Raw genomic sequence first — 20,307 nt, forward strand, 5'->3', positions numbered from 1 at the left:
CTGACCACGCTTTGGGGCTAGTGGTGTGGGGCTAGTGGTGTGGGTAGGGCTGACGCGGATGCTGGGCGAGCAAAGTGGGGTGGGGCCTGACGCGGTAGCGATGAGGTCGCGCTCCCACCCGGTCGGGCGAGACCGTGCCCACCCGGCGCGCGAGGTTCCGGGCCTGCCGGTCTTGCGAGCTTGCGCCTCCCACCCGCCGGGCCGTTGGGCCTCCCAGCCCGGCACGCGAGATGGCGTGTCCTGCCGGTCTTGCGAGCTTGCGCCTCCCACCCGCCGGGCCGTTGGGCCTCCCAGCCCGGCGCGCGAGGCGGCGGGCCCTGCCGGTCCGGCGAATTCGCGACACCTCGCCCGGCGCGTGACATTCGTGCCCCGTCCGTCTGGCGAGGCTGTGTTCACAGGTCCCGGCGGACGAGGGACGCACACCCTCGCCGCCGGGACGCACAGCGTGCGCAGCAGCCGGCTCTGCCGGGTGGCGGCTCACCGGCGGTCGGTCGGCGGACCAGCTCAGCTCACTACGTCCTTCGTACGGAAGCGGCGGAAGGCGATCGCGATCAGGATGGCCGCGTACGTGATCGACACCGATGCGCCCTTGGCCATGCCGCTCCAGTCGAGCTCCGGCGCCAGGGCGTCGAGCCAGGCGTTGTTCCAGAACGTGGGCAGGAACTCGCGCAGCGACCCCAGCGCCTCGACCGCCTGCAGGATCGTGCAGACGATCCACAGCCCGACCGCCCCGCCCACGGCGCCGAGCGGGGAGTCGGTCATGGTGGAGAGCAGGAACGCCAGGGCGGCCACCACGAGCTGGCTGACCAGGGCGTACCCGATCACGATGCCGAACCGGGGCAGGACGTCGAGCGCCGGTATGACCTCGCCGGTGCCGGGCACCTGGATGTCGTCCCAGCCGAACGCCAGCGTGCCGGCGAGCAGCGCCATCAGCGGCAGGCAGATCACCGCCGCGGCCGCGTAACCGAGCGCGACGATCAGCTTCTGGCGCAGCAGCCGGTCGCGGGGGATCGGCGCCGCCAGCAGGTAGCGCAGCGACGACCAGTTGGCCTCGCTGGCCACGGTGTCGCCGCAGAACAGCGCCACCGCCACCACCAGCAGGAAGTTGGCGGAGACCGACAGGGCGAAGGCGGCGAAGTTGAGGCCGCTTTCGGTGGCGAGGTCGGAGATGCGCAGCGACGACTGCCCCTGCCCGCTCGACTGCGGCCCGAACTGGAACGCGATCACCAGGATCCACGGCAGTGCGAGCAGCAGCCCGAACATGCCGATCGTGCGCCGCCGCTTGAACTGCCTGACGATCTCGACCCGCAGCGGCAGCGTGCGGCGGGGCGCGTAACCGGTCGCGGCGGTCATGACTTGTCTCCGATGAGGTCGAGGAACACGTCTTCCAGGCGCGGCCCGTGCCCGTTGCCGGTCGCGGCCGAGCTGAGCAGCCGCGACACGGGGCCGGTCGAGACCAGCCGCCCGCGCCGCATCACCACGACGTGGCTGCAGCTCTGCTCGACCTCCGCCAGCAGGTGGCTGGAGACGATCACGGTACGGCCGTCGCGCGCGTAGCGCTTGAGCACCTCACGCATCTCGCGGATCTGGGGTGGGTCGAGCCCGTTGGTGGGTTCGTCGAGCACGAGCAGGTCGGGCAGGCCGAGCATCGCCTGGGCGATGGCGAGGCGTTGCCGCATGCCCTGGGAGTAGGTGCGTACGGCCCGCTCCAGCGCCTTGCCGAGCCCGGCGATCTCCAGGGCCTCGTCGAAGTGCGCGTCGGCGACGGGCCTGCCGGTGGCCGCCCAGTAGAGCTCGATGTTGTCGCGGCCGGACAGGTGCGGCAGGAAGCCGGGGCCTTCGACGAACGAGCCCAGCCGGGACAGCACGGGCGCGCCCGGCGTCACGCGTTCGCCGAAGATGCGGATCTCGCCGGCGTCGGGCTGGATGAGGCCCATCATCATCCGCATCGTGGTCGTCTTGCCCGCGCCGTTGGGGCCGAGCAGGCCCAGCACCTGGCCCTGCTCGACGCGGAACGACAGGTTGTCGACGGCCAGCTCACCGTTGCGGTACGCCTTGGTCAGCCCGCTGATCTCCAGCGGCACCTCCGAAGAAGAGGCCGTGGGCCCTTCGTCCGCGGCGGTGTCACCGGAGCCGGCGCGCTCGTGTGCCTTGCTCCTGTCGCCGTTCACGACGACCACGCGCGCGGACGGCGAACCGCCCGGGCTCACCTTCTCGGTGCCGTTGGAGCTCACCTTCTCCGCGGCCGCGCTCTCGCCGTCTGCGCCTTCCGCAGCCCTTCCGTTGGAGCTTGCGTTCTCTACGGACCTGCTCTCCACGGCCGTGCCATTCGCGACTGCGCCATCTGCGCTGTCCGCGACCGCGCCATCCGTGTTTGCGCCATCATCCGCGTTCACGCCATCCGCGACGGCGGCCTTCGCCGATGCGCCGGTGGCGGTGCTCACCACGTCGGGTGTCGGGTCCGTGCCGATCGGACGGGCGCTCTTACCGGCGAGGGCGGGGCGGCGGCGGGACGAGGTGCGGCCCGTCACCAGGATGACGGCGGCCACCACCACGGCGACCAGCGGCATCGCCCACACCCACCAGGCGACCCCGGTCGGCGCCGCGGCCAGCGTGCGGACGGTGGGGATCGTCACCGCCGGGGAGGCCAGCTCGACCTGGTAGGCGGCCGGCTGGTCCGGCGTCGCATAACCCATGTCGGTCGTCGTCACCACCAGGCGCAGGCGGTGGCCCACGGCGAAGCGGTGATCGACGGCCGGCAGCGTGATCGTCGCCTCGGCGCTCTGCGAGCCCTCCGGGATGGAGACCCGGAACGGCGCCACCAGCCCGGCGGGGAGTGTGGGCGGCTGGACGGTGTCGGCCACGTCGTACAGCTTGGCGAACAGCGTCACATCTCCCGAGCCCGACACCCTGACCTTGACGGTCGGGCTGCCCGTGAGCTGGAGCGGAGCGGTGAGCGGCTGCGACTCGAAGGCGGCGCTCTGGCCCGGCATGTCGATGGACACGCCGCTGCCCTGGCCGCCCAGCAGGCCGCCGATGCCGGGAACGCTGGAGATGGAGGCGGGCGCGCCGCCCGGCGGATTGACGATGTTCTGGGTGGGGCCCGCGAGCCGGACCGTCGTGGTGTCGGTGCCGGTCAGGCCGGGGTAGGAGCCGGCCTCGGGGTGGAGGCGGATGCGCTGGCGGGTGCCGGGGTCGCGCCCGCCGTCACGGGTCACCGTGAACGCGCTCACCGGCGGCGCGGCATCGCCGGAGCCCTCACCCTTGAGGTAGCGGGCGAACCAGGCCGCGGTCTGCTCGAACAGCCAGTCGGCCTCGCCGTTGCCGCCGTCGTGGCCGCCGTCGAACCAGGCGATGCTCACCGGCGTGCCGCCGCTCGCGATGGCCTTGGCATTGGCGTCGGCGTGGCTGATCGGGAACAGCGAGTCGCGCTGCCCCTGAATGAGCAGGGTCGGAGCCTTGATCTGCCCGGCCACCGTGACGGGGCTCGACTTGCGCAGCAGCTCCACCGCTTCGGGCGTGGCCCGGCCGTCGGTGGCGACCTTCTGGTAGATGTCGCAGATCTCGGGCAGGAACCGGCCGCAGCGCGCCTGCTCGGGCGTCAGTGGCGCGGCGGCCTCGCGGCGGCCGAGCAGCGACGCGGTGTCGAGCGAGACGCCCTGGCCGAAGAAGATGCCGGCCCACATGCGCTTGAAGACCCCGTCGGTCCCGTCGGTCTCCCCCTGCCTGGCGGCGTTGGGGAACAGCGCGTCCGCCAGGTCGGACCAGGTGATCTGCGGGACGATCGCGTCGACGCGCTTGTCGTAGGCCGCCGTCATCAGCGCGATGGCGCCGCCGTAGGAGCCGCCCGCGATGCCCACGCGCGGGTCGCCCGCCGCGTCGAGCTGCACGTCGGGGCGTTTGGCGAGCCAGTCGATGAGCTGCTTGACGTCTTTGACCTCGTAGTCGGGCGAGTTGAGCGCGATCTGACCGCCGGAGCGGCCGAAGCCGCGTGCCGACCACGTGAGCACGCCGTAGCCCTGCTGGGCGAGGCGGATCGCCTGGTCACGTATGCTTCGCTTGCTGCCGCCGAACCCGTGGGCGAGCATGACGACAGGAGCTTTCCCGCCATCGGGCGGCGGGAAGAACGTCGTGTCGAGCTGGACCTGTTGGTCGTCAGCCGGTCCATCGACGACGGTTATCTGCTGGTCTTGGCCCCGCACTTGAGGCGCCGACGGCCATACGAGCCATGTCGCCACCCCAATGAGGGCGAGTGCCACTACCAGAGCGGCCACACGCTTCATGTGGTGAGCCTACTTTCCGCACCTGAGAGATCCCTGAGACGGCGTACGCGCGGACGCACGCCGAGTGACGAAGCGGCAGAGCAGGGGGTCTTCACGACGGTTGTCACGCCAGGAGCGCGTAGACCGTCGTCGCCTGGGCGGTGATGTCGGAGCCGCCGTCGGCCCGCATGGTGATGTCGGCGAAGGCCAGCGTGCGCCCGAGCTTGGTCAGGCGTACGTCGACCAGCACGTCTTTGCCGGTCACCGGCCGCTGGAACGTAGTGGACTGCTGCACCGTCGTCATCGGCACGAACCCGCCGCGCGCCGCCGAGATCGCGACGACCGTGGCCGTGTCGGCGGCGGCCATCATGGCCTGGCCGCACAGCCCGCCGCCCTCTCTGGCCAGGTCGTCGGACCAGGGGAGGCGGACGATCGCGTGGCGCTCGCCGACCTCCTCCACGCGCAACCCGAGCTGACGGATCCAGGGGGCGAAGTATTCCTGGAGGATCGCCTCTGCTTCTTCTGAAGTCACGCGGCCATCATGCACGCTGGACGGGACGGGCGGACCGCCTCGCTCACGACCTGTGGACAAGCGGCCCCGGCCCGCCGACGCCTGTGGACGAGCCGGGAGGACGGACGCGCATGCCGGCCATGAACGACGACGACAACAGCGACAACAGCGACAACAGCGACAGAAACGACGACAACGCCGCGGTCGAGGTGTTCCTGCCCTCCACCTACGAGAAGGCCGTCCCGTACAACCTCTTCGCCCGCCTCCGCGAGGAGAGCCCCGTCTGCCGGATTCCCGAGCCCGCCGTCGGCCCCTGGCGGGCCGGTCCCGGTTACTGGGCGGTTTTCCGGCACGCCGACGTCAAGCATGTCCTGCGCACCCCCGAGGACTTCTCCTCCCACCTCGGCGCCACCCAGATCCGCGACCCCGACACCCCGGCCGACCTGGAGTTCGTCCAGGTGCAGATGCTGAACATGGACCCGCCTGGCCATTCCAGGCTGCGCAGGATCGTGGCGGCGGCGTTCACGCCGCGCGCCGTGCGCGCCCTGGAGCGGACGATCGCGCAGCGGGCGGCGGCGCTGTTCGAGGAGGGGGAGTGCGACTTCGTGGAGGTGGCCGCCGACCTGCCCGTGTGGACGCTCGCGCACATCATGGGCGTGCCCGAGCAGGACAAGCGGCTGCTGTACGACTGGGCGTCCCGCGTCATCGGCTACCAGGACGCCGACTACGCGGGCCTGTCCACGGCGGACGTCAACGCCCTGACCCCCATGGGCCGCCGGGCCGTGCAGGTGAGGCCGCGGCCGGAGCCGGGCGTCAACCCGCGGTCGCGGGCGGCGCTCGCCGACATGTTCGCATACGCGCACGCGCTGGCCGAGTCCCCCGTGGACGACGAGTCGATCATGTCCGCGATGCGCAGGGGCGGCTTGACGGAGGCCGAGTTCGAGAACATGTTCTTCCTGTTCGCCGTCGCCGGGAACGAGACCCTGCGCAACGGCATCCCCGGCGGCCTGCTCACGCTCCTTGAGCATCCCGCCGAGTTCGACCGCCTGCGCGCCGACCCGGTGCTGCTGGACTCCGCGATCGAGGAGATGCTGCGGTTCTGGCCGCCGGTCATGCACTTCAGGCGTACGGCGACCCGCGACCTCACGCTCGGCGGCCGGCGGATCAGGGCCGGCGAGAAGGTGGTCGTCTACCACGCCTCCGCCAACCGTGACCCGGCCGTCTTCCCCGACCCGGACCGCTTCGACATCGCCCGTACCCCCAACGACCACGTGAGCTTCGGTTTCGGCCCGCACTTCTGCCTGGGCGCGCACCTGGCCCGCGCCCAGCTCCGCTCGGTGTTCAGGGAGCTGCTCTCCTGGGACGTCGAGCTCGTGGGCACGCCCCGCCGTCTCGTCTCCAACTTCCAGAACGGCCTCAAGCATCTCCCCGTACGCCTGCGCCGCCGCACGAGCAACCGCTGAGGCCACCACGACAACCGCGGAAAAACCCCGCGACTGGCCGCACCCCCCGCCGCCTACCATCGGTGCCTGTGGTGGACTACCTGAGCATCAACCGGGCCGACTGGAACGCGCGCGTCCCCCTCCACGTCTCCAGCGACTTCTACGACGTCGAAGGTTTCAAGAAGGGACGCAACGCGCTGCGTACGACATCGTCTACACCGGCATCGGCGCTCTCGTCTGGCTGCCCGACATCACCCGCTGGGCCGAGACCGTCGCCAGGCTCCTGAACCCCGGCGGCTTCCTCTACCTCGCCGAGTTCCACCCGATCACCGAGGTGTTCGACGACGAGACCGGCACCGCCCTCACGCACGACTACTTCGACAAAGGGCCCCACATCTGGTCGGATCCGGGCACCTACACCGGCGGTCTGCACGATCACCCGACGTCGGTGCAGTTCAGGCACGGCATGGGCGAGATCGTCACGGCGCTCGTGAACGCAGGTCTGCGCCTTGAGTTCCTGCACGAGCACGAGTACACGCTGTTCCGCCGCTTCTACGCGCTCACCGAGCGCGACGGCGCCTACTGGGCTCCGGAGGGCGCGCCCAGGGTGCCGCTCATGTTCTCGCTGCGCGCCTGCGCACCTCCGGCGGCAGGGCGCTGATCTCGTACGTCGTCCTTCGAAGCGGCCCTGAAACCCCTCCGGGCACGGCTTTTCGGACGCTTGACCGTAAGATTTCCGGCGTGAAGTCTCCAGCATCGCTCAAGAAGGCAGCCGCCTGGGCCGCGCCCTACTGGACCCGCGGCGAGGCGGGCCGCGACACACCGCACGACCTGTTCAGGGTGCTCTACTTCGGCTGGCTGGTGGCGCTCACGCTCAAGCTGCTCGGTTCGGCCTGGGACGTCTCCTGGCACTTCAAGTGGCTGCGCGACGACCTGGCGCCCCCGCACCTGCTCAACTCCGTCGGCACGGCCCTCGTCGTCGCCCTGACCGTGATCCACGGCTACACCGGCTACGGCGTGGACAAGGCGGCGCTCAGGCTCATCCAGTGGGGCACCGGCGTCTTCCTCGTCGCGGTGCCGCTCGACCTGATCAACCACCGCATCAACGGGCTCGACATCACCTCGTGGAGCCCGTCCCACATGATGCTGTACGCGGGGACGTTCCTCATGATCGCAGGCGTCATCCGCGGCTGGTACATGGGAGCCCCGCCCGGCCGCGAGCGTACGGTCGTGCTGGGCGCGTTCTTCGCGTTCTTCCTGGAGAACGTGCACTTCCCCGAGCAGCACCAGGAGTACGGCGTGCTCTCGCTCGGCGCGTGGGACAACGGCGCGACCTACGCCGAACCGATCCTGCTGCGGTTCGCGGCCGACCAGATGCAGCGGCCGGTCGACAGGGAGATGATGGCCGGGTTCACGCTGCCCGTGCCCGACTACGTCTACCCGGTCTACGCGGTGATCGCCGGGCTGGCGGTGCTGGTGCTGGCCAGGCGGCTGATCGGCCGGTTCGGGGCCGCCACGCTCGTCGCGGCGGGCTATGTGGGGTTCAGGACGGTCATCTGGCCGCTGCTGACCTTCACCGGCTTCCCGCCGTCGGCGATCCCGTTCTTCCTGATCGCGGCCGGGCTGCTGGTGGACGTGGCGTTCCTGGTGCGCTGGCCGTACGTGCGGGCGGTGCTGGGCGCGGTCATCGCGACGGCCGCCGCGTATGGCGCGCTGGTCGTGCAGAACGCGGCCATGGGGCCCGTCTACGGCGCGATCAAGGGCCAGGAGGGGCTGCTCGGCGCGCCCCCACTGGCCACCTCGTCGGCGGTGTGGGCCGGGATCGGCCTGCTCGTCGCCTGGCTCGCGATCGAGGCCATCACGAGCCGGCGGAACGTGCCCGCCGGTGCCCCGGCCCCGGTGGTGGCGGCGCCGGCCACCACCTGAGCAGCGGCGGTCAGGCGATCGAGGAGCGGGTGATCGCCACCGCCACCCCGTACGCCAGACCCATCACGCTCACCTCGGCCACCGTCCACCCGATCAGGGCGGTGGCCTGTCCTTTCCTGATGGCGGGCAGCAGCCGGAACCGGATGTGCCCGGCCAGCGGCACCAGCAGCGCCACCAGCGCCGCCTTGGTCACCACCAGCAGCCCGTAGTCGCTGGTCACGATCGCGTCGGGCAGGGTCACGCCGGGCGTGAGCGCCATCGTGCTGAGACCCGTGATCAGCCCCGACAGCGACACCAGCAGCAGGCACATGGTGGCGATCTTGGAGAACCTGGGCAGCGCCAGGGCCAGCAGGTCGCGGCGCCGGGAGAGGAACGCGACCGTGACGATCAGCCCGCCGGTCCACGCCGCCGAGCCCATCACGTGGACCTCCATCGAGATCATGATGGGGTCGTGCCAGATCGAGTTGACCGCGTGGCCGGTGACCGGGATCGGCAGCAGCCCGAACAGCGCCACGATGATCCGCAGCTCGGCCGGCACCTTCTCGCCGAACCGCACCGCCATCAGCCCGATCCCGGCCGCCGCCAGCGCGCACGCGGCGCTGAACAGCAGGCCCTGGCCCGTGCCGACGCTGTCGACGTAGTCGGCGATCATTCCGAACGTCGGCACGACGCCGGGGTTCAGCTCTGCGGTCTGGAAGACGATGGTGAGCAGCGCGCAGATCGCCCACGCCCACGCGGCCGTCACGGCCAGCGGGCGCACCCGCCGCAGCACCGGCTCGGTACGCTCCGGCGCGTCGAAGCCGAGCAGCTTGGGCAGCAGGCTGAGCCCGACCACGGCCACGGCGGCGATGTCGAGCAGCGCCCGCACCACGGGCAGGCCGATCGCCACGACGGGCCCCGGCATGGGGATGCCCGGTACGGACTCCTGCGCGGTCAGCGAACTGGCCGCCACGGCGGCGACGACCGCGCACACCCCGAACGCGCCGGCCAGCAGCCGCCCGCCGGTCTCGCGCGTCTGGGGCAGCGGGGGAGCAGCGACACTCACGCCCCCGCCCCCTCACCGGGACGCCCGCCGCCGGCCCCGGTCCCGGCTTCGCCTTCGCTCCCGGCGCCTGCGGTGGACGCGGCGGCCGCGGGCGCGGCGGGTGCCTCGGAGGGCGCGGCGGCCGGCGCCGCGGGGGCCGCAGAAGCAGTAGAGGCCACGGGAGCGGCGGGTCCGGCGGTGCCGGAGGCTGCAGGGGCCGCAGGAGCGGCGGGGGCCGAGCGGCGCAGTGCGACGACGGTGCCTATGGCGAGCACGACCAGCGCCCCCAGAACCCACACCACGGCCATCCCGGCACCACCGTTGGCGGCCGCCTCGGCAGCGGCCGCGTCGGAGCCGGGCTCCTGCGCGGCGGGTGGGGTGGCGGGCGCGGCGGCGCCTCCGGCCGTCACGGTGAACCCGATCTTCCCGGTGACCGGGTGCCCGTCGGCCGACAGGATGCGGTAGCCGACCGTGTACGAGCCGGCGGGCAACGGCTTGACCTGTACGGTGACGCGTTCGGCCGCGACGACGGCGGCGCCGTCGGCCCACGAGCCTCCGTCGGCGGACGTGACGCCTACCTGCGCGTACCCCTGACGCACCGCCTGGTCGAACACCAGCGTCACCCGTTCGGGCGGGGCCGTCAGCGTGGCACCGTCCTTGGGATCGCTGCTGATCAGCACGTTGTGCGCCCGCGCCGGCGACCAGAGCACCCCGGTCGCGGCGACGGCGAGCAGCAGGACCGTGAGTAGCCGCCTCACAGATCGCAACCTTCCATCGAACCTCGTCATGAACCTGTATATGGTCCCATCCATGGCGGACCTGTTCGGCGGCGCGGCCCCCTACTACGCGCGATACCGCTTCCGCCACCCGGAGCCGGCGATCGGGCATCTGGCGGAGGCGTTCGGGGCGGACAGCACGGTGCTCGACCTCGGCTGCGGCCCTGGCACGGTGGCGATCCCGCTGGCCGGGCGGGTGCGCGAGGTCCTGGCCGTCGATCCCGACGAGGACATGCTCGCGGAGGGCAGGCGCCTGGCGGCGCGGCGGCCGAACGTGCGCTGGATCGCCGGCGACTCCGAGCGGCTGCGGGAGCTGCCCGCGTTCGACCACGTGGTGATGGCCAGGTCGTTCCACTGGATGGACCGGCGGGCGGTGCTCGCCGAGCTGGACGCGCTGCTGCCGCCGGACGGCGTGGTGGCGCTGGTGGGCCCGGCGGTCGATCACCCCGAGTTGCCGTGGGAGCCGGCGATGCGGCGGGTGCGGGACGCGTTCGGCATCAACACGTTCACGGCGCGCAACAGCTACCAGGCGACCGGCGTGCCGCACGAGGCCGTGCTCGGCGGCTCGCCGTTCAGCGTGCTCGGCAGGGCGCGGTTCGAGCAGCGGCTGACGTACGACGTGGCGGCCGTGATCGGCCTGCAGCTGTCGTACTCCTACACCGCGCCGGCCCGCCTCGGCGACCGGCTCGGCGCCTTCACCGAGGCGGCCAGGCGCGCGCTGCTCGCCGACCATCCGCCGGGCACGTGGGAGGTGACGACGGTCACGGAGGTGCTGACGGCGCGACGCCCGCCCGGATCCCCATGAGCTTCCCCGTGCGCCTGCCGGCCCCGGGTCCGCCTCCGGCGGCTCTCGGCGCGGGCCGGAGGAGCCAGGCGGAGGCCGTCCGATGAGACCGGAGGGTGAGGGTCACAGGTTCTCCGCGGGCACCCCCAGCTCCATCGCCGCCGCCGTGCGGATGAGCACGTTGACCCGGCGCCGTGACAACACCTTGGGATGCGTGTGCGTCTGCACCGCCAGCCCGTCGATCAGGGCGAACAGCCGCCACGTGGTCGCGTCGGGATCCTCGCAGTCGAAGTCGCCGCTCGCCACGCCCGCCTCGATGATCGTGCGCATCAGCGTGCGGCCCCTGGCGTCGATGCGCCGCGAGATCTCCTCGAGCTCGTCACTGCGCATGGCCTCGGACCAGGCGTCGATCCACAGCCGCCAGCCCTCCGTGGGGATCGCCGGCGAGCAGAGCCTGAGCAGGGAGCGCAGGCGTTCGAGCGGCGTGCCCGAGGAACGCTCGACATCGGCGAGCGCCTCGAGATGCACGCGCGCCGCGTAGCCGAATGCCTGCGCGAACAGCTGCTCCTTGGTCTCGAAGTGGTAGAAGAGCAGGGCCTGGCTGACTCCGGCGGCCCTGGCGATGTCCAGGGTCCTGGTGTGCCCGAAACCTTGCTCCGCGATCACCTCGCAGGCCGTCTTCAGCAAATCCTCGCGCCGTAATCGGCTGAAACCAGTTGTCACAGCGAGTAACTCTAACTTCTGATCACTAGTATTTATAGGACAAAACGGACGTCGGTCCTTCTGGTTATGTGAAGCCCCTGTATGTCTCAGTTGTCCCGTTCATCATGATCATGGTAGCCATGGCACTAGAACGGCTTTCGGTTGGGGTCGCAACACATTCCGTCAGCCGTTACTTCTCGGCATTCTGACTACAAAACGGGCACCCTTGTCGGAGTCCTCGACCCGCAGCGTCCCGTGGTGCGTCTCGGCGATCTCCCGCGCGATCGGCAGGCCGAGACCCGTGCCGCCCGCGTCCCGGTTGCGGGCCGCGTCCAGGCGCAGGAAACGCCGGAACACCCGCTCGCGATCCTCGGGCGCGATGCCCGCGCCGTCGTCCAGCACCTCCATCACCGCCTGGCCGCCCTCGCCCCGCACGGTGATGGTGATCGTGCTCTCGGCGTGCCGCTCGGCGTTGTCCAGCAGGTTCGTCAGCAGACGCGCCAGCCGGTGCCGGTCGCCGGTGACCACCACGCCCGGCTGCAGCGAGGTGACGATCCGCTTCGAGCGCTGCCTGGCGGTCTCGCCGGCGACCAGCTCGCCCAGGTCCACCGGCTCCAGGGCGCCGGGCTCGCCCGCGTCCAGCCGGGCCAGCGTGAGCAGGTCGCTGACGATGTTCTGCAGCCGGTCGATGCTCGTCAGCAGCTTCGACGCGGTCTCGCGCCAGTCGTTCTCGTCGGGATCGAGCAGCGCCATCTCCAGCTCGGTCCGCATGGCCGTGATCGGGCTGCGCAGGTCGTGCGAGGCGTCGGAGACGAAGCGGCGCTGCTGGTCGAGCGCGGACTCCAGGCGTTCGAGCGTCTGGTTCGCGGTCAGGGCCAGGCCCTTGATCTCGGCGGCGGTCTCCGGTACGGGCAGCCGCAGCGAACCGTCGCCGGCGGTGATCTCGGCCAGCCGTTCGGTGATGTCCTGGACCGGAGCCAGCGTCCTGGCGACCACCCGCGAGACGCCGAACCAGGCCAGCGCCACCAGCGTCACGGTGAACAGGAGGAGGAACGCGATCGCGGCCGGGCTGACGTACCAAGGCGGCAGCGGGCCGAAGGCGTAGACGAGCCAGTCGCCCTCCGGCTCGTACACGCGGAACGACACCATGATCTCGCAGCGGCCGCCGAACTCGGGCAGGTCGCAGATCGTGGCGACGCGGGTGGCCTCGTCGAGCGCGGGGGTGGCGTGGCTCAGGCGCGGCGATCCCGCCAGGTTCGGCGTCGAGGAGACCACCTGCCCGGAGGCGTTCACCACCTGCAGCCCGTCGAGGTCCATCGAGGTCACGCGGGGGAGATGGTCGTCCTTGATGAGGTGCACCACCCGCAGCGCGCTGCTGAGGACCTCGCGGGTCCTGATGTCCACGATCGTGCTGCGCGTCGCCCAGAGCAGCAGCGCCGCCGCCCCTACGCAGAGCAGCGCCGTGGCCACGCCGGCGAGCGTCGCCAGCTGCGTGCGTATGGACCGGCCCGGCCGTGCGATCACTCCCCATCCCCCTCTGAAGGCCAGGTGACCACATCGGGCGGCTTCTCCTCGAATCACCGGAGATTCCATGACGAATCGGGCGGGCAAGCACCAGAGCAATGCTCTATGCGTGCCGCGGTGAGCTGATTAGAGTAAGTGAGCACTGATGCCGAGGAGTCGAAGTGAACCTTGCTGAGTATCGGCGTGCGGCCCGCCAGTGGCTGCAGGAGAACGTACCGTCCGGCGACTACCCCGAAGCGGAGGCCATCCCCCGCGCCAAGGAGTTCATGGCCAAGCTGTACGACGCCGGCTACTCCGGCATCAGCTGGCCGAAGCAGTGGGGCGGACAGGGCCTGACCCAGGCGGAGGAGCGGGCCTTCGCCGAGGAGGCCCGCGACTTCACCCTGCCCACCTACGTCTTCTCGATCGGCCTCGGTATGACCGGGCCCACGATCGCCGACCGCGGCACCGACGCCCAGCGCGCACGGTTCATCCGCCCGCTGCTGCGCGGCGAGGAGATCTGGTGCCAGCTCTTCTCCGAGCCCGGCGCCGGCAGCGACGTGGCCGGCCTGCAGACCAGGGCCGTACGCGACGGCGACCACTGGATCATCGACGGCCAGAAGGTGTGGACGTCCGTCGCCCAGCACGCCGACTGGGGCCTGCTGCTCGCCCGCACCGACGTGGAGCAGCCCAAGCACAAGGGCCTGACCATGTTCGTGGTGGACATGCACCACCCGGGCGTGACCGTCAGGCCGCTGAAGGACATGTCGGGCCGGGCCAACTTCAACGAGGTGTTCGTCGACGCCGTCCCCATCCCCGACGAGCACCGCATCGGCGAGGTCAACGACGGCTGGAGCGTCGCCGTCACGACGCTGCTGCACGAGCGGCTGTCGATCTCGGCGGGCGTCGGCATGAGCGGCCAGAAGGAGAACCCGGCCGCGCTCGGCGCGCTGCGCAAGGAGGTCGACACCTCCGACCCGCTGGTCCGCGACCAGCTCGTCGAGCTGCACATCCGCAGCCGCGCCCTGGAGCTGTTCAACGAGCGGCTGGCCCAGGAGACGAAGGCGGGGGTCTTCCCCGGCGCCCGCGGCAGCGCCGCCAAGCTGCTGCTCGCCGAGCTGACCCAGTTCCAGGCCGACCTCGCCACCCGCCTCGTCGGCCCCGAGGCCACGCTGGCCGGCCACCCGCTCGCCCGCGCGATCTCCATGGCCCCCGGCATGGCGCTGGGCGGCGGCACCAACGAGATCATGCGCAACATCATCGGTGACCGCGTGCTCGGCCTGCCGCCGGAGCCGCGCGTGGACAAGAACGTGCCGTTCAAGGACCTGAAGGTGGGGACGCAGGGGTGAAGCTCGTACTCAGCACCGAACAGCAGGAGCTGCGCGCGGCCGTACGCGCCTTCCTCAGCGCCGCATCGCCGGTGTCGAAGGCCCGCGACGGTTACGACCCGCAGGTGTACGCGCGGCTGGGCGGCGAGCTCGGCCTGTCCGGCCTGATCGTCCCCGAGGAGTACGGCGGCGCCGGCGCCGGGCTGACCGAGCTGGCCGTCGCGCTGGAGGAGACCGGCGCGGCCCTGCTGCCGGGACCGTTCCTCGCCACCGCGTTCGCCGCCATCACGCTGAGCGGGGTGCCCGACAAGGAGCTGCTCGCCGGCATCGCCGAGGGCCGCATCGCCGCCACCGTGCACGCGAGCGAGGTCGCCTACGACGGCGCCACCGCCACCGGACGGCTCGGCCAGGTGCTCTCCGGCATGGAGGCGGACGTGCTGATCGTGCCCGCCGGAGCAGACGACGGCCCCGTGCTGCTGGCCGTCGAGCTGGCCGGGCCCGGAGTCAGCAGGAGCCCGCTGGAGACGCTCGACATCACCCGCGGCCAGGCCGAGGTGGTGCTCGCCGGCGCCCCGGCCCGGCTGCTCGGGCCCGTCCCCGAGACGGGCGTCTTCGAGCGGATGTGCGTGGCGCTGGCCGCCGAGCAGCTCGGCGTGATGCGCGCCGCGCTCGACGCCATCGTGGCCTACGCCAAGATCCGGGTCGCGTTCGGCCGCTACATCGGCTCCTACCAGGGCGTCAAGCACAAGCTCGCCGACATGCACGCCAAGCTCGAACAGGCCGAGTCGATCGTCAGGTACGCCGCGTGGGCCGCCGACGAGTCGCCCGCCGACCTGCCCGAGGCCGCCGCGCTCGCCCAGGCGTACGTCGGCCGCGCCTGCTTCGAGGTGGCCCGCGACCACCTGCTGCTGCACGGCGGCATCGGCTACACCTGGGAGCACGACGCCCACCTGTTCTACAAGCGGGCCAAGGCCGACGAGGTGCTGCTCGGCCCGCCCCGCCTCCACCGCGCCAGGCTCGCCGAACTGCTGGAGCTCTGAATGGACATCAGCGGGCTACCCGGCTTCTACGCCATCGCCGCCGCCGACCCCGGCCGCCTCGCCGTGATCGACGCCGACGGCACGCGGACCACGTACGGCGACCTGCTCGCCCGCGTCAACCAGGTCTCCCACGGCCTGCGCGCCCGCGGCCTCGCCACCGGCGACGTCGCCGCGGGCGTGCTGCCCAACGGCATCGACGCCCTGATCATGGTCATGGCCACCGCCCAGATCGGGCTCTACTACGTGCCGATCAACTGGCACCTGACCGCCTCGGAGATCGCGTACATCCTCAAAGACTGCGACGCCAAGGTCGTCGTGACCGGGCCGGAGTACGCCGTGCCCGGCGGCGAGATCGGCACGGACGGGCTCGCCGGAGGGCAGCCCGCCGGCGCGCCGGACGACCGCACCGCCGGGGCCGTCATGTGGTACACCTCCGGCACCACCGGCTTCCCCAAAGGCGTGCAGCGCCCGCTGCCCGGCAGGGAGCCCGAGGCGACGCTGCCGCTGCACCTGTGGTTCATCGGCGAGGTCGCCGACCTGAAGCCGGGCGACGCGCGGCACCTGGTCACCTCGCCGATGTACCACTCGGCGCCCTGCGCGCACGCCCAGCTCGCGCTGCACCTCGGGCACACCGTGGTCATCGCGCCCCGCTTCGACCCGGCCGGAACGCTGGAGCTGATCGAACGCCACCGCATCGACAACGCGATGATGGTGCCGACCATGTTCCACCGCATGCTGCGGCTGCCCGGCGACGTCAAGGCCAGATACGACGTCTCCAGCCTGCGGCAGGTCGTCCACACCGCCGCCGCCTGCCCCGTGGCGGTCAAGAAACAGATCATGGAGTGGTGGGGGCCGGTCCTGTACGAGTACTACGGCTCCACCGAGTCCTCCATCGCCTTCGCCGTCAAGCCGCACGAGTGGCTGGCCCACCCCGGCACCGTCGGGCGGCCGGTGCCCACGTTCGAGGCGAAGATCTGCGACGAGTCCGGCGACGAGCTGCCGCCCGGCGAGCCCGGCCTGGTCTACGTCAAGTCCGGCATCGGCACGTTCGAATACCGCAAGGACCCCGCCAAGACGGCCGCCTCCAAGCTGGGGGAGCTGGGGGAGTGGTACACCCCCGGAGACATCGGCTACCTCGACGACGACGGCTACCTGTTCCTGTGCGACCGGCGTACCGACATGATCGTCTCAGGCGGGGTGAACATCTATCCCGCCGAGATCGAGGCGGCGCTGCTCGAACACCCCGCGGTGGCCGACGTGGCCGTCATCGGGGTGCCCGACGAGGAGTGGGGGCACAACGTGGTCGCCCTCATCCAGCCCGCCGCGAGCGCCGAGCCCGGGCCTGCGCTGACGGCCGCGCTGCTGGAGCACTGCGGGCCGCGTATCGCCAGGTTCAAGCATCCCAAGGTGATCGAGTACCGCGAGACGCTGCCACGGACGCCGACGGGGAAGCTGTCGCGGTCGAAGGTGCGCGAGGACTACCTGGCCTCCCGGCCCGGCACCGGTTCCTGATCGGCGACGGGGCTTACTCGGCCGGGCTCATTCGGCCGACGGGGTTCACTCGGCGACGAGGAGGAGCGCCTTGCCCACCAGCCGGCGTTCCTCCAGCGCCGCGTGCGCCTCGGCGGCCCGCTCCAGCGGCACCGCGAGCCCCACCTCGGCCGTCAGCCGCCTGGCCGCGGCCTCCCGCATGGTCTGCTCGGCTAGCCCCCTGAACTCCTCCGGCGCGAACTGGACCTGCTCCATCCCGACGACCAGCACCCCGCGCCGCTCGGCCTCGGCCGGGTCGATCAGCGCGGCCGACCCGCTCGGTACCCCGTACGCGAAGAACCGCCCGCCCGGCCCCAGCAGCCGGAACGCGGACCCGCCCACCTCGCCCCCGACCCCGTCGAAGACCACGTCGAACGTTCCCGCGAACTCGGCGTAGCCGATGACCTTCGCCGCGCCCGCCGCCGAGGCCGCTTCCCGCTTGGCCGGGTCGTGCGCCGCCGCCGTCACCGTCGCGCCGGCCGCACGCGCCAGCCGTACGACGGCCAGCCCGAGCGCCCCACCGGCCCCCGTGACCAGCACCTCGGCGCCCGGCTTCAGCTCCGCCGCCCCCACCAGGCTCAGCGCGGCCGGACCCACCTGGATCAGCGCCGCCGCCTGCCGCCACGTGACCTCACCGGGCACCTCCACGACGGTCTCCACCCCGGCGACGGCCCGCTCGGCGTACGCGCCTCCGCCGGGGAGCTGCGCGGCCACCCGCCTGCCCAGCCATCCGGCGTCCACCCCGTCGCCCACGGACACGACCCGCCCGGCCACCCCGGTGCCCGGCACGAACGGCGGCTCGGCGGGGAACCAGTCCCGCCCCCACCCGGCGCGCAACTGGGCGTCGATGGACATGACGTCCACCACGCAAACGCCGATGACCACCTGCCCGGGACCGGCCACCGGCTCCGGCGCCCGGCTCACCTGGAGCACCTCGGGGCCGCCGTACTTCGTCACTTCAACGACTCGCATGCGGCCGAGTCTGGTACCTCGACTTCGCTTGAGGTCAAGCGCCGGCGTGCGCGGCGAGGATTCGCCGCGCACGCCGGGCCGCACGCCGATCGCAGCAGCCGTCAGCCGAACAGGTTCTGCGCCTGCTGGAAGACCACGATCACGGTCAGCGTGCCGAAGAACAGCACCGACCAGATCAGCGCGCCCAGCCGGTACGAGCGCACCTTGAGCGCCTCCGGCAGCGCCTTCCGGTTGAGGACGATCAGCAGGATCGAGTACACGAACATCATCACGGCCGCGAAGCACGCCGAGAACACCAGCAGGATCAGCGGCTGGTCCAGGCCCGCCAGCAGGATCACCGTGCCGAACAGCGCCAGCGCCCACACCACGATGAAGTAGACGCGGTTGACCGAGATCGGCTTGTCCCGCAGGTAGACCGTCTTGATCGTGTCGGAGGCCAGCCGCGAGGTGTAGTCGACGATGCCCATCGCCGAGGCGAACAGCGCCAGCGCGCCGATCACCCAGAACAGGATGCCGAACCACGGCCCGACGACGTCCTGCAGCACCTCGCCCTCGGCCTGCAGGAAAGCGATGCTGTTCTCCAGCCCCGGCTTACCGAACACCGTCGAGTACGCCAGCATCGACATGAGCGCGATCGTCACGAACGACACGACCGCGAACGTCCACGCCTGCTCCACGTTCGCAAAGCGCCACCAGTTCTTCCAGCGCGCCAGGTTCTCCTTGGTCGGCGCGAACTGGAACCCGGTCGACGAGACCGCTTCCTCCTGGCCGGTGACCGGGCTGACCAGGCGCGGCACGTACAGGCCCATGCCGAAGCCCTTGTCGCGGATCCAGTTGCTCTGGCACAGGTTCTGGCCGCCGCCCGCGCCCGCGTACGCGATGGCGCCCATGAGCACGGCGAACTCCAGCGGCGGGACCGGGAACCGGGCGTCGACCGTCAGGCCCCGGCCGAGCTGCACCCAGCTCTCGGCGGTGATCGCGACCACGATGCCCACCACGATCAGCGTCGCGACCAGGGCGATCTTCACGAAGATCACCTTCTCCAGCGCGGTGTAGATCACCGGCGCCAGCGTCAGCCCGAGCGCGATCACGATCAGCATGGCGATCGCGATGTAGCGCACCGAGCCCTCACCCGTGCCGGTCAGGTACGTCACCATGGTCGCGGACGTGGTCACCCAGCCCGGCCAGAGGTTCGAGCACAACGTCATGATCACGAAGACCAGGCCCCAGTGCTTCCACATCCGGCTGAACCCGGTCAGCGCCGTCTCGCCGGTGGCCAGCGTGTAGCGCTCGATCTCCATGTTGAGGAACCACTGGGTGATGATGCCGATCGCGGCACCCCAGATGAAGACGAGACCGACCTGCGAGGCGATGTACGGCCACAGGATGAACTCGCCCGACGCCAGCCCGACACCGGCGCCCACCAGGCCGGGGCCGATGATGCGCCAGGTGGAGCGCGGCGGCTCGGGAAGGTCGCGGACTTCTACGGTGGGCAGGACTCGCGAAGGAACGGTGGGAGTGAACTCCGACATGCGGATCTCCTTGTTCGGCATTCCTGCCGTCACATTACAGAGACCTATAACGGCGGTGGAATACCTAAGTAATCGACACGACATATTCTCCGCGAGTGGTGAAACCCACCACAAGTCCGCCCGCCGCCATGGCTCCGCCCAGCGCCTCGCGCATCGCCCGCCGCCAGGCGCGGGCCGCGTACGCGTTGTCCCGGCGCAGGCGTTCGATGTCGCTCGGCGTGCCGACGAGGAGCGTACGGCTCTGTGGTGAAATGCCAGGCTCAAGCGCCGGCTGTGGTGAAATGTCGGGCTCAAGCACCGGCTCCCCGTTCGGCCCCTCCCACAGCCGCACGGCGGCTTCCCGCGGATCGTGATCTGCCCCGGTGTCTTCGTCGAGATGCCAGACCGCCATGAGCCTGTCGGACTCGTCCCCCTCGTTGATCGCATCGGCCATCACCCCGTAGAAGTCCGGCAGGTACTCCTCGGGGCGGGCGCCCAGCTTGACCAGGTTGAAGTAGGCATTCCGGCGTACGAGGGGGTCGAACGTCCACGTGATCCGCTCAAGCCCCCGCTCCAGGCACCACCACTTCTGGTGGGCCTTGAGCGCGTACCCGATGCCCCGTCCCACCACGGCGCCCGTCACATGCGAGTGCAGCGCCCGCCCCGCCGCCCGGAACCCGACCGACGCCCCCACCAGCTCGTCGCCCGCGTACGCACCCGCCACGTAGTTGCCGGTGTGCGCGAACTCCACCATCAGCTCCACCGTCGCCGGCACGTTCGTCGGCCCGGGCCGCCAGATCTCGTCGAAGAGCCGGTAGACCTGCTCGAACTCGCCGATCTCGCACAGCTCCCTGACCACCACCCCGGCCCGGGCCGCCGCCTCCTCGTGCTCCATGCCCCCATTTACGCACGTCACCGGTATGTGCCCGCACCCGGCACCACCCTCCGTCCCGGAGTCCGGACGGCGGGCCCGGAGGACGGGGGCGCGCCGGCGAC

The 20,307-nt window shown here is 71.3% G+C and carries 18 protein-coding genes; 8 read left to right on the top strand and 10 right to left on the bottom strand.

Translation table 11 applies throughout. The features are described 5' to 3' along the window. Window positions 1–504: 504 nt before the first annotated feature. The 3 genes from WBK31_RS04820 to WBK31_RS04830 all read right to left on the bottom strand — a co-directional run bounded on the left by WBK31_RS04820 (window position 505) and on the right by WBK31_RS04830 (window position 4,794). Window positions 505–1,353, bottom strand: a complete 849-nt coding sequence (locus WBK31_RS04820; protein WP_364066765.1) for an ABC transporter permease subunit — start codon at window positions 1,351–1,353, stop codon at window positions 505–507. After that, window positions 1,350–4,088, bottom strand: a complete 2,739-nt coding sequence (locus tag WBK31_RS04825) for a CocE/NonD family hydrolase (RefSeq protein ID WP_406674375.1) — start codon at window positions 4,086–4,088, stop codon at window positions 1,350–1,352. Before WBK31_RS04825 ends, WBK31_RS04820 begins: the two co-directional genes overlap by 4 nt. Window positions 4,089–4,386: 298 nt before the next feature. Next, a complete protein-coding gene (locus WBK31_RS04830; RefSeq protein ID WP_406674376.1) occupies window positions 4,387–4,794 on the bottom strand; it encodes a PaaI family thioesterase in 408 nt (135 codons plus the stop codon). Between the two features lie 110 nt (window positions 4,795–4,904). Between WBK31_RS04830 and WBK31_RS04835 the strand changes: the two genes are divergently transcribed. The 4 genes from WBK31_RS04835 to WBK31_RS04850 all read left to right on the top strand — a co-directional run bounded on the left by WBK31_RS04835 (window position 4,905) and on the right by WBK31_RS04850 (window position 8,141). Beyond that, window positions 4,905–6,236 (top strand): cytochrome P450, encoded by a 1,332-nt coding sequence (locus WBK31_RS04835; RefSeq protein ID WP_378784549.1) that lies wholly within the window; start codon window positions 4,905–4,907, stop codon window positions 6,234–6,236. 68 nt (window positions 6,237–6,304) lie between these two features. Further along, complete coding sequence (locus WBK31_RS04840; RefSeq protein WP_406674377.1) at window positions 6,305–6,502, top strand: hypothetical protein; 198 nt, start codon at window positions 6,305–6,307, stop codon at window positions 6,500–6,502. 47 nt (window positions 6,503–6,549) lie between these two features. Next, the gene (locus tag WBK31_RS04845; protein WP_364066756.1) at window positions 6,550–6,876 is read left to right on the top strand and encodes a hypothetical protein; all 327 of its coding nucleotides are present in this window, start codon (window positions 6,550–6,552) and stop codon (window positions 6,874–6,876) included. 80 nt (window positions 6,877–6,956) lie between these two features. After that, window positions 6,957–8,141, top strand: coding sequence for a hypothetical protein (locus tag WBK31_RS04850; RefSeq protein WP_364066754.1), 1,185 nt, complete (start codon window positions 6,957–6,959; stop codon window positions 8,139–8,141). Window positions 8,142–8,151: 10 nt separating this feature from the next. Here WBK31_RS04850 and WBK31_RS04855 read toward each other — a convergent pair whose 3' ends face one another. Continuing rightward, a complete protein-coding gene (locus WBK31_RS04855; protein ID WP_364066752.1) occupies window positions 8,152–9,186 on the bottom strand; it encodes a CopD family protein in 1,035 nt (344 codons plus the stop codon). Beyond that, window positions 9,183–9,923: a copper resistance protein CopC gene (locus WBK31_RS04860; protein ID WP_406674378.1), complete on the bottom strand. Its 741-nt coding sequence runs from the start codon at window positions 9,921–9,923 to the stop codon at window positions 9,183–9,185. Before WBK31_RS04860 ends, WBK31_RS04855 begins: the two co-directional genes overlap by 4 nt. A 52-nt stretch (window positions 9,924–9,975) precedes the next feature. Here WBK31_RS04860 and WBK31_RS04865 point away from each other — a divergent pair, with 52 nt between their 5' ends. After that, window positions 9,976–10,746, top strand: a complete 771-nt coding sequence (locus WBK31_RS04865) for a class I SAM-dependent methyltransferase (RefSeq protein ID WP_364066748.1) — start codon at window positions 9,976–9,978, stop codon at window positions 10,744–10,746. 102 nt (window positions 10,747–10,848) lie between these two features. On the opposite strand, the gene WBK31_RS04870 is transcribed toward WBK31_RS04865, so the two are convergent. Continuing rightward, window positions 10,849–11,448, bottom strand: a complete 600-nt coding sequence (locus WBK31_RS04870) for a TetR family transcriptional regulator C-terminal domain-containing protein (protein ID WP_364066746.1) — start codon at window positions 11,446–11,448, stop codon at window positions 10,849–10,851. A 162-nt stretch (window positions 11,449–11,610) separates the two neighbouring features. Continuing rightward, window positions 11,611–12,951, bottom strand: a complete 1,341-nt coding sequence (locus WBK31_RS04875) for a sensor histidine kinase (protein ID WP_378784548.1) — start codon at window positions 12,949–12,951, stop codon at window positions 11,611–11,613. Window positions 12,952–13,112: 161 nt separating this feature from the next. Between WBK31_RS04875 and WBK31_RS04880 the strand changes: the two genes are divergently transcribed. Genes WBK31_RS04880 through WBK31_RS04890 form a run of 3 tightly spaced genes read left to right on the top strand, consistent with a single transcriptional unit; the run spans window position 13,113 to window position 16,810 of the window. Next, a complete protein-coding gene (locus tag WBK31_RS04880; RefSeq protein WP_406674379.1) occupies window positions 13,113–14,279 on the top strand; it encodes an acyl-CoA dehydrogenase family protein in 1,167 nt (388 codons plus the stop codon). After that, the gene (locus tag WBK31_RS04885; RefSeq protein ID WP_378784547.1) at window positions 14,276–15,298 is read left to right on the top strand and encodes an acyl-CoA dehydrogenase family protein; all 1,023 of its coding nucleotides are present in this window, start codon (window positions 14,276–14,278) and stop codon (window positions 15,296–15,298) included. The genes WBK31_RS04880 and WBK31_RS04885 overlap by 4 nt, the downstream gene beginning before the upstream one ends. Further along, window positions 15,299–16,810 carry an AMP-binding protein gene (locus WBK31_RS04890; RefSeq protein ID WP_406674380.1) on the top strand — a complete coding sequence of 504 codons (1,512 nt, stop codon included), beginning with the start codon at window positions 15,299–15,301 and terminating at the stop codon, window positions 16,808–16,810. A gap of 45 nt (window positions 16,811–16,855) precedes the next feature. On the opposite strand, the gene WBK31_RS04895 is transcribed toward WBK31_RS04890, so the two are convergent. From WBK31_RS04895 to WBK31_RS04905, 3 genes are all read right to left on the bottom strand, one after another. Beyond that, complete coding sequence (locus WBK31_RS04895) at window positions 16,856–17,800, bottom strand: zinc-binding dehydrogenase (RefSeq protein ID WP_364066736.1); 945 nt, start codon at window positions 17,798–17,800, stop codon at window positions 16,856–16,858. A gap of 101 nt (window positions 17,801–17,901) precedes the next feature. Beyond that, window positions 17,902–19,332, bottom strand: coding sequence for an Nramp family divalent metal transporter (locus WBK31_RS04900; RefSeq protein ID WP_364066734.1), 1,431 nt, complete (start codon window positions 19,330–19,332; stop codon window positions 17,902–17,904). A gap of 64 nt (window positions 19,333–19,396) precedes the next feature. Then, a complete protein-coding gene (locus WBK31_RS04905; RefSeq protein WP_406674381.1) occupies window positions 19,397–20,206 on the bottom strand; it encodes a GNAT family N-acetyltransferase in 810 nt (269 codons plus the stop codon). Between the last annotated feature and the right edge of the window lie 101 nt (window positions 20,207–20,307).

The organism is Nonomuraea sp. N2-4H (genome assembly GCF_045291505.1).
Lineage (GTDB): Bacteria > Actinomycetota > Actinomycetes > Streptosporangiales > Streptosporangiaceae > Nonomuraea > Nonomuraea fastidiosa.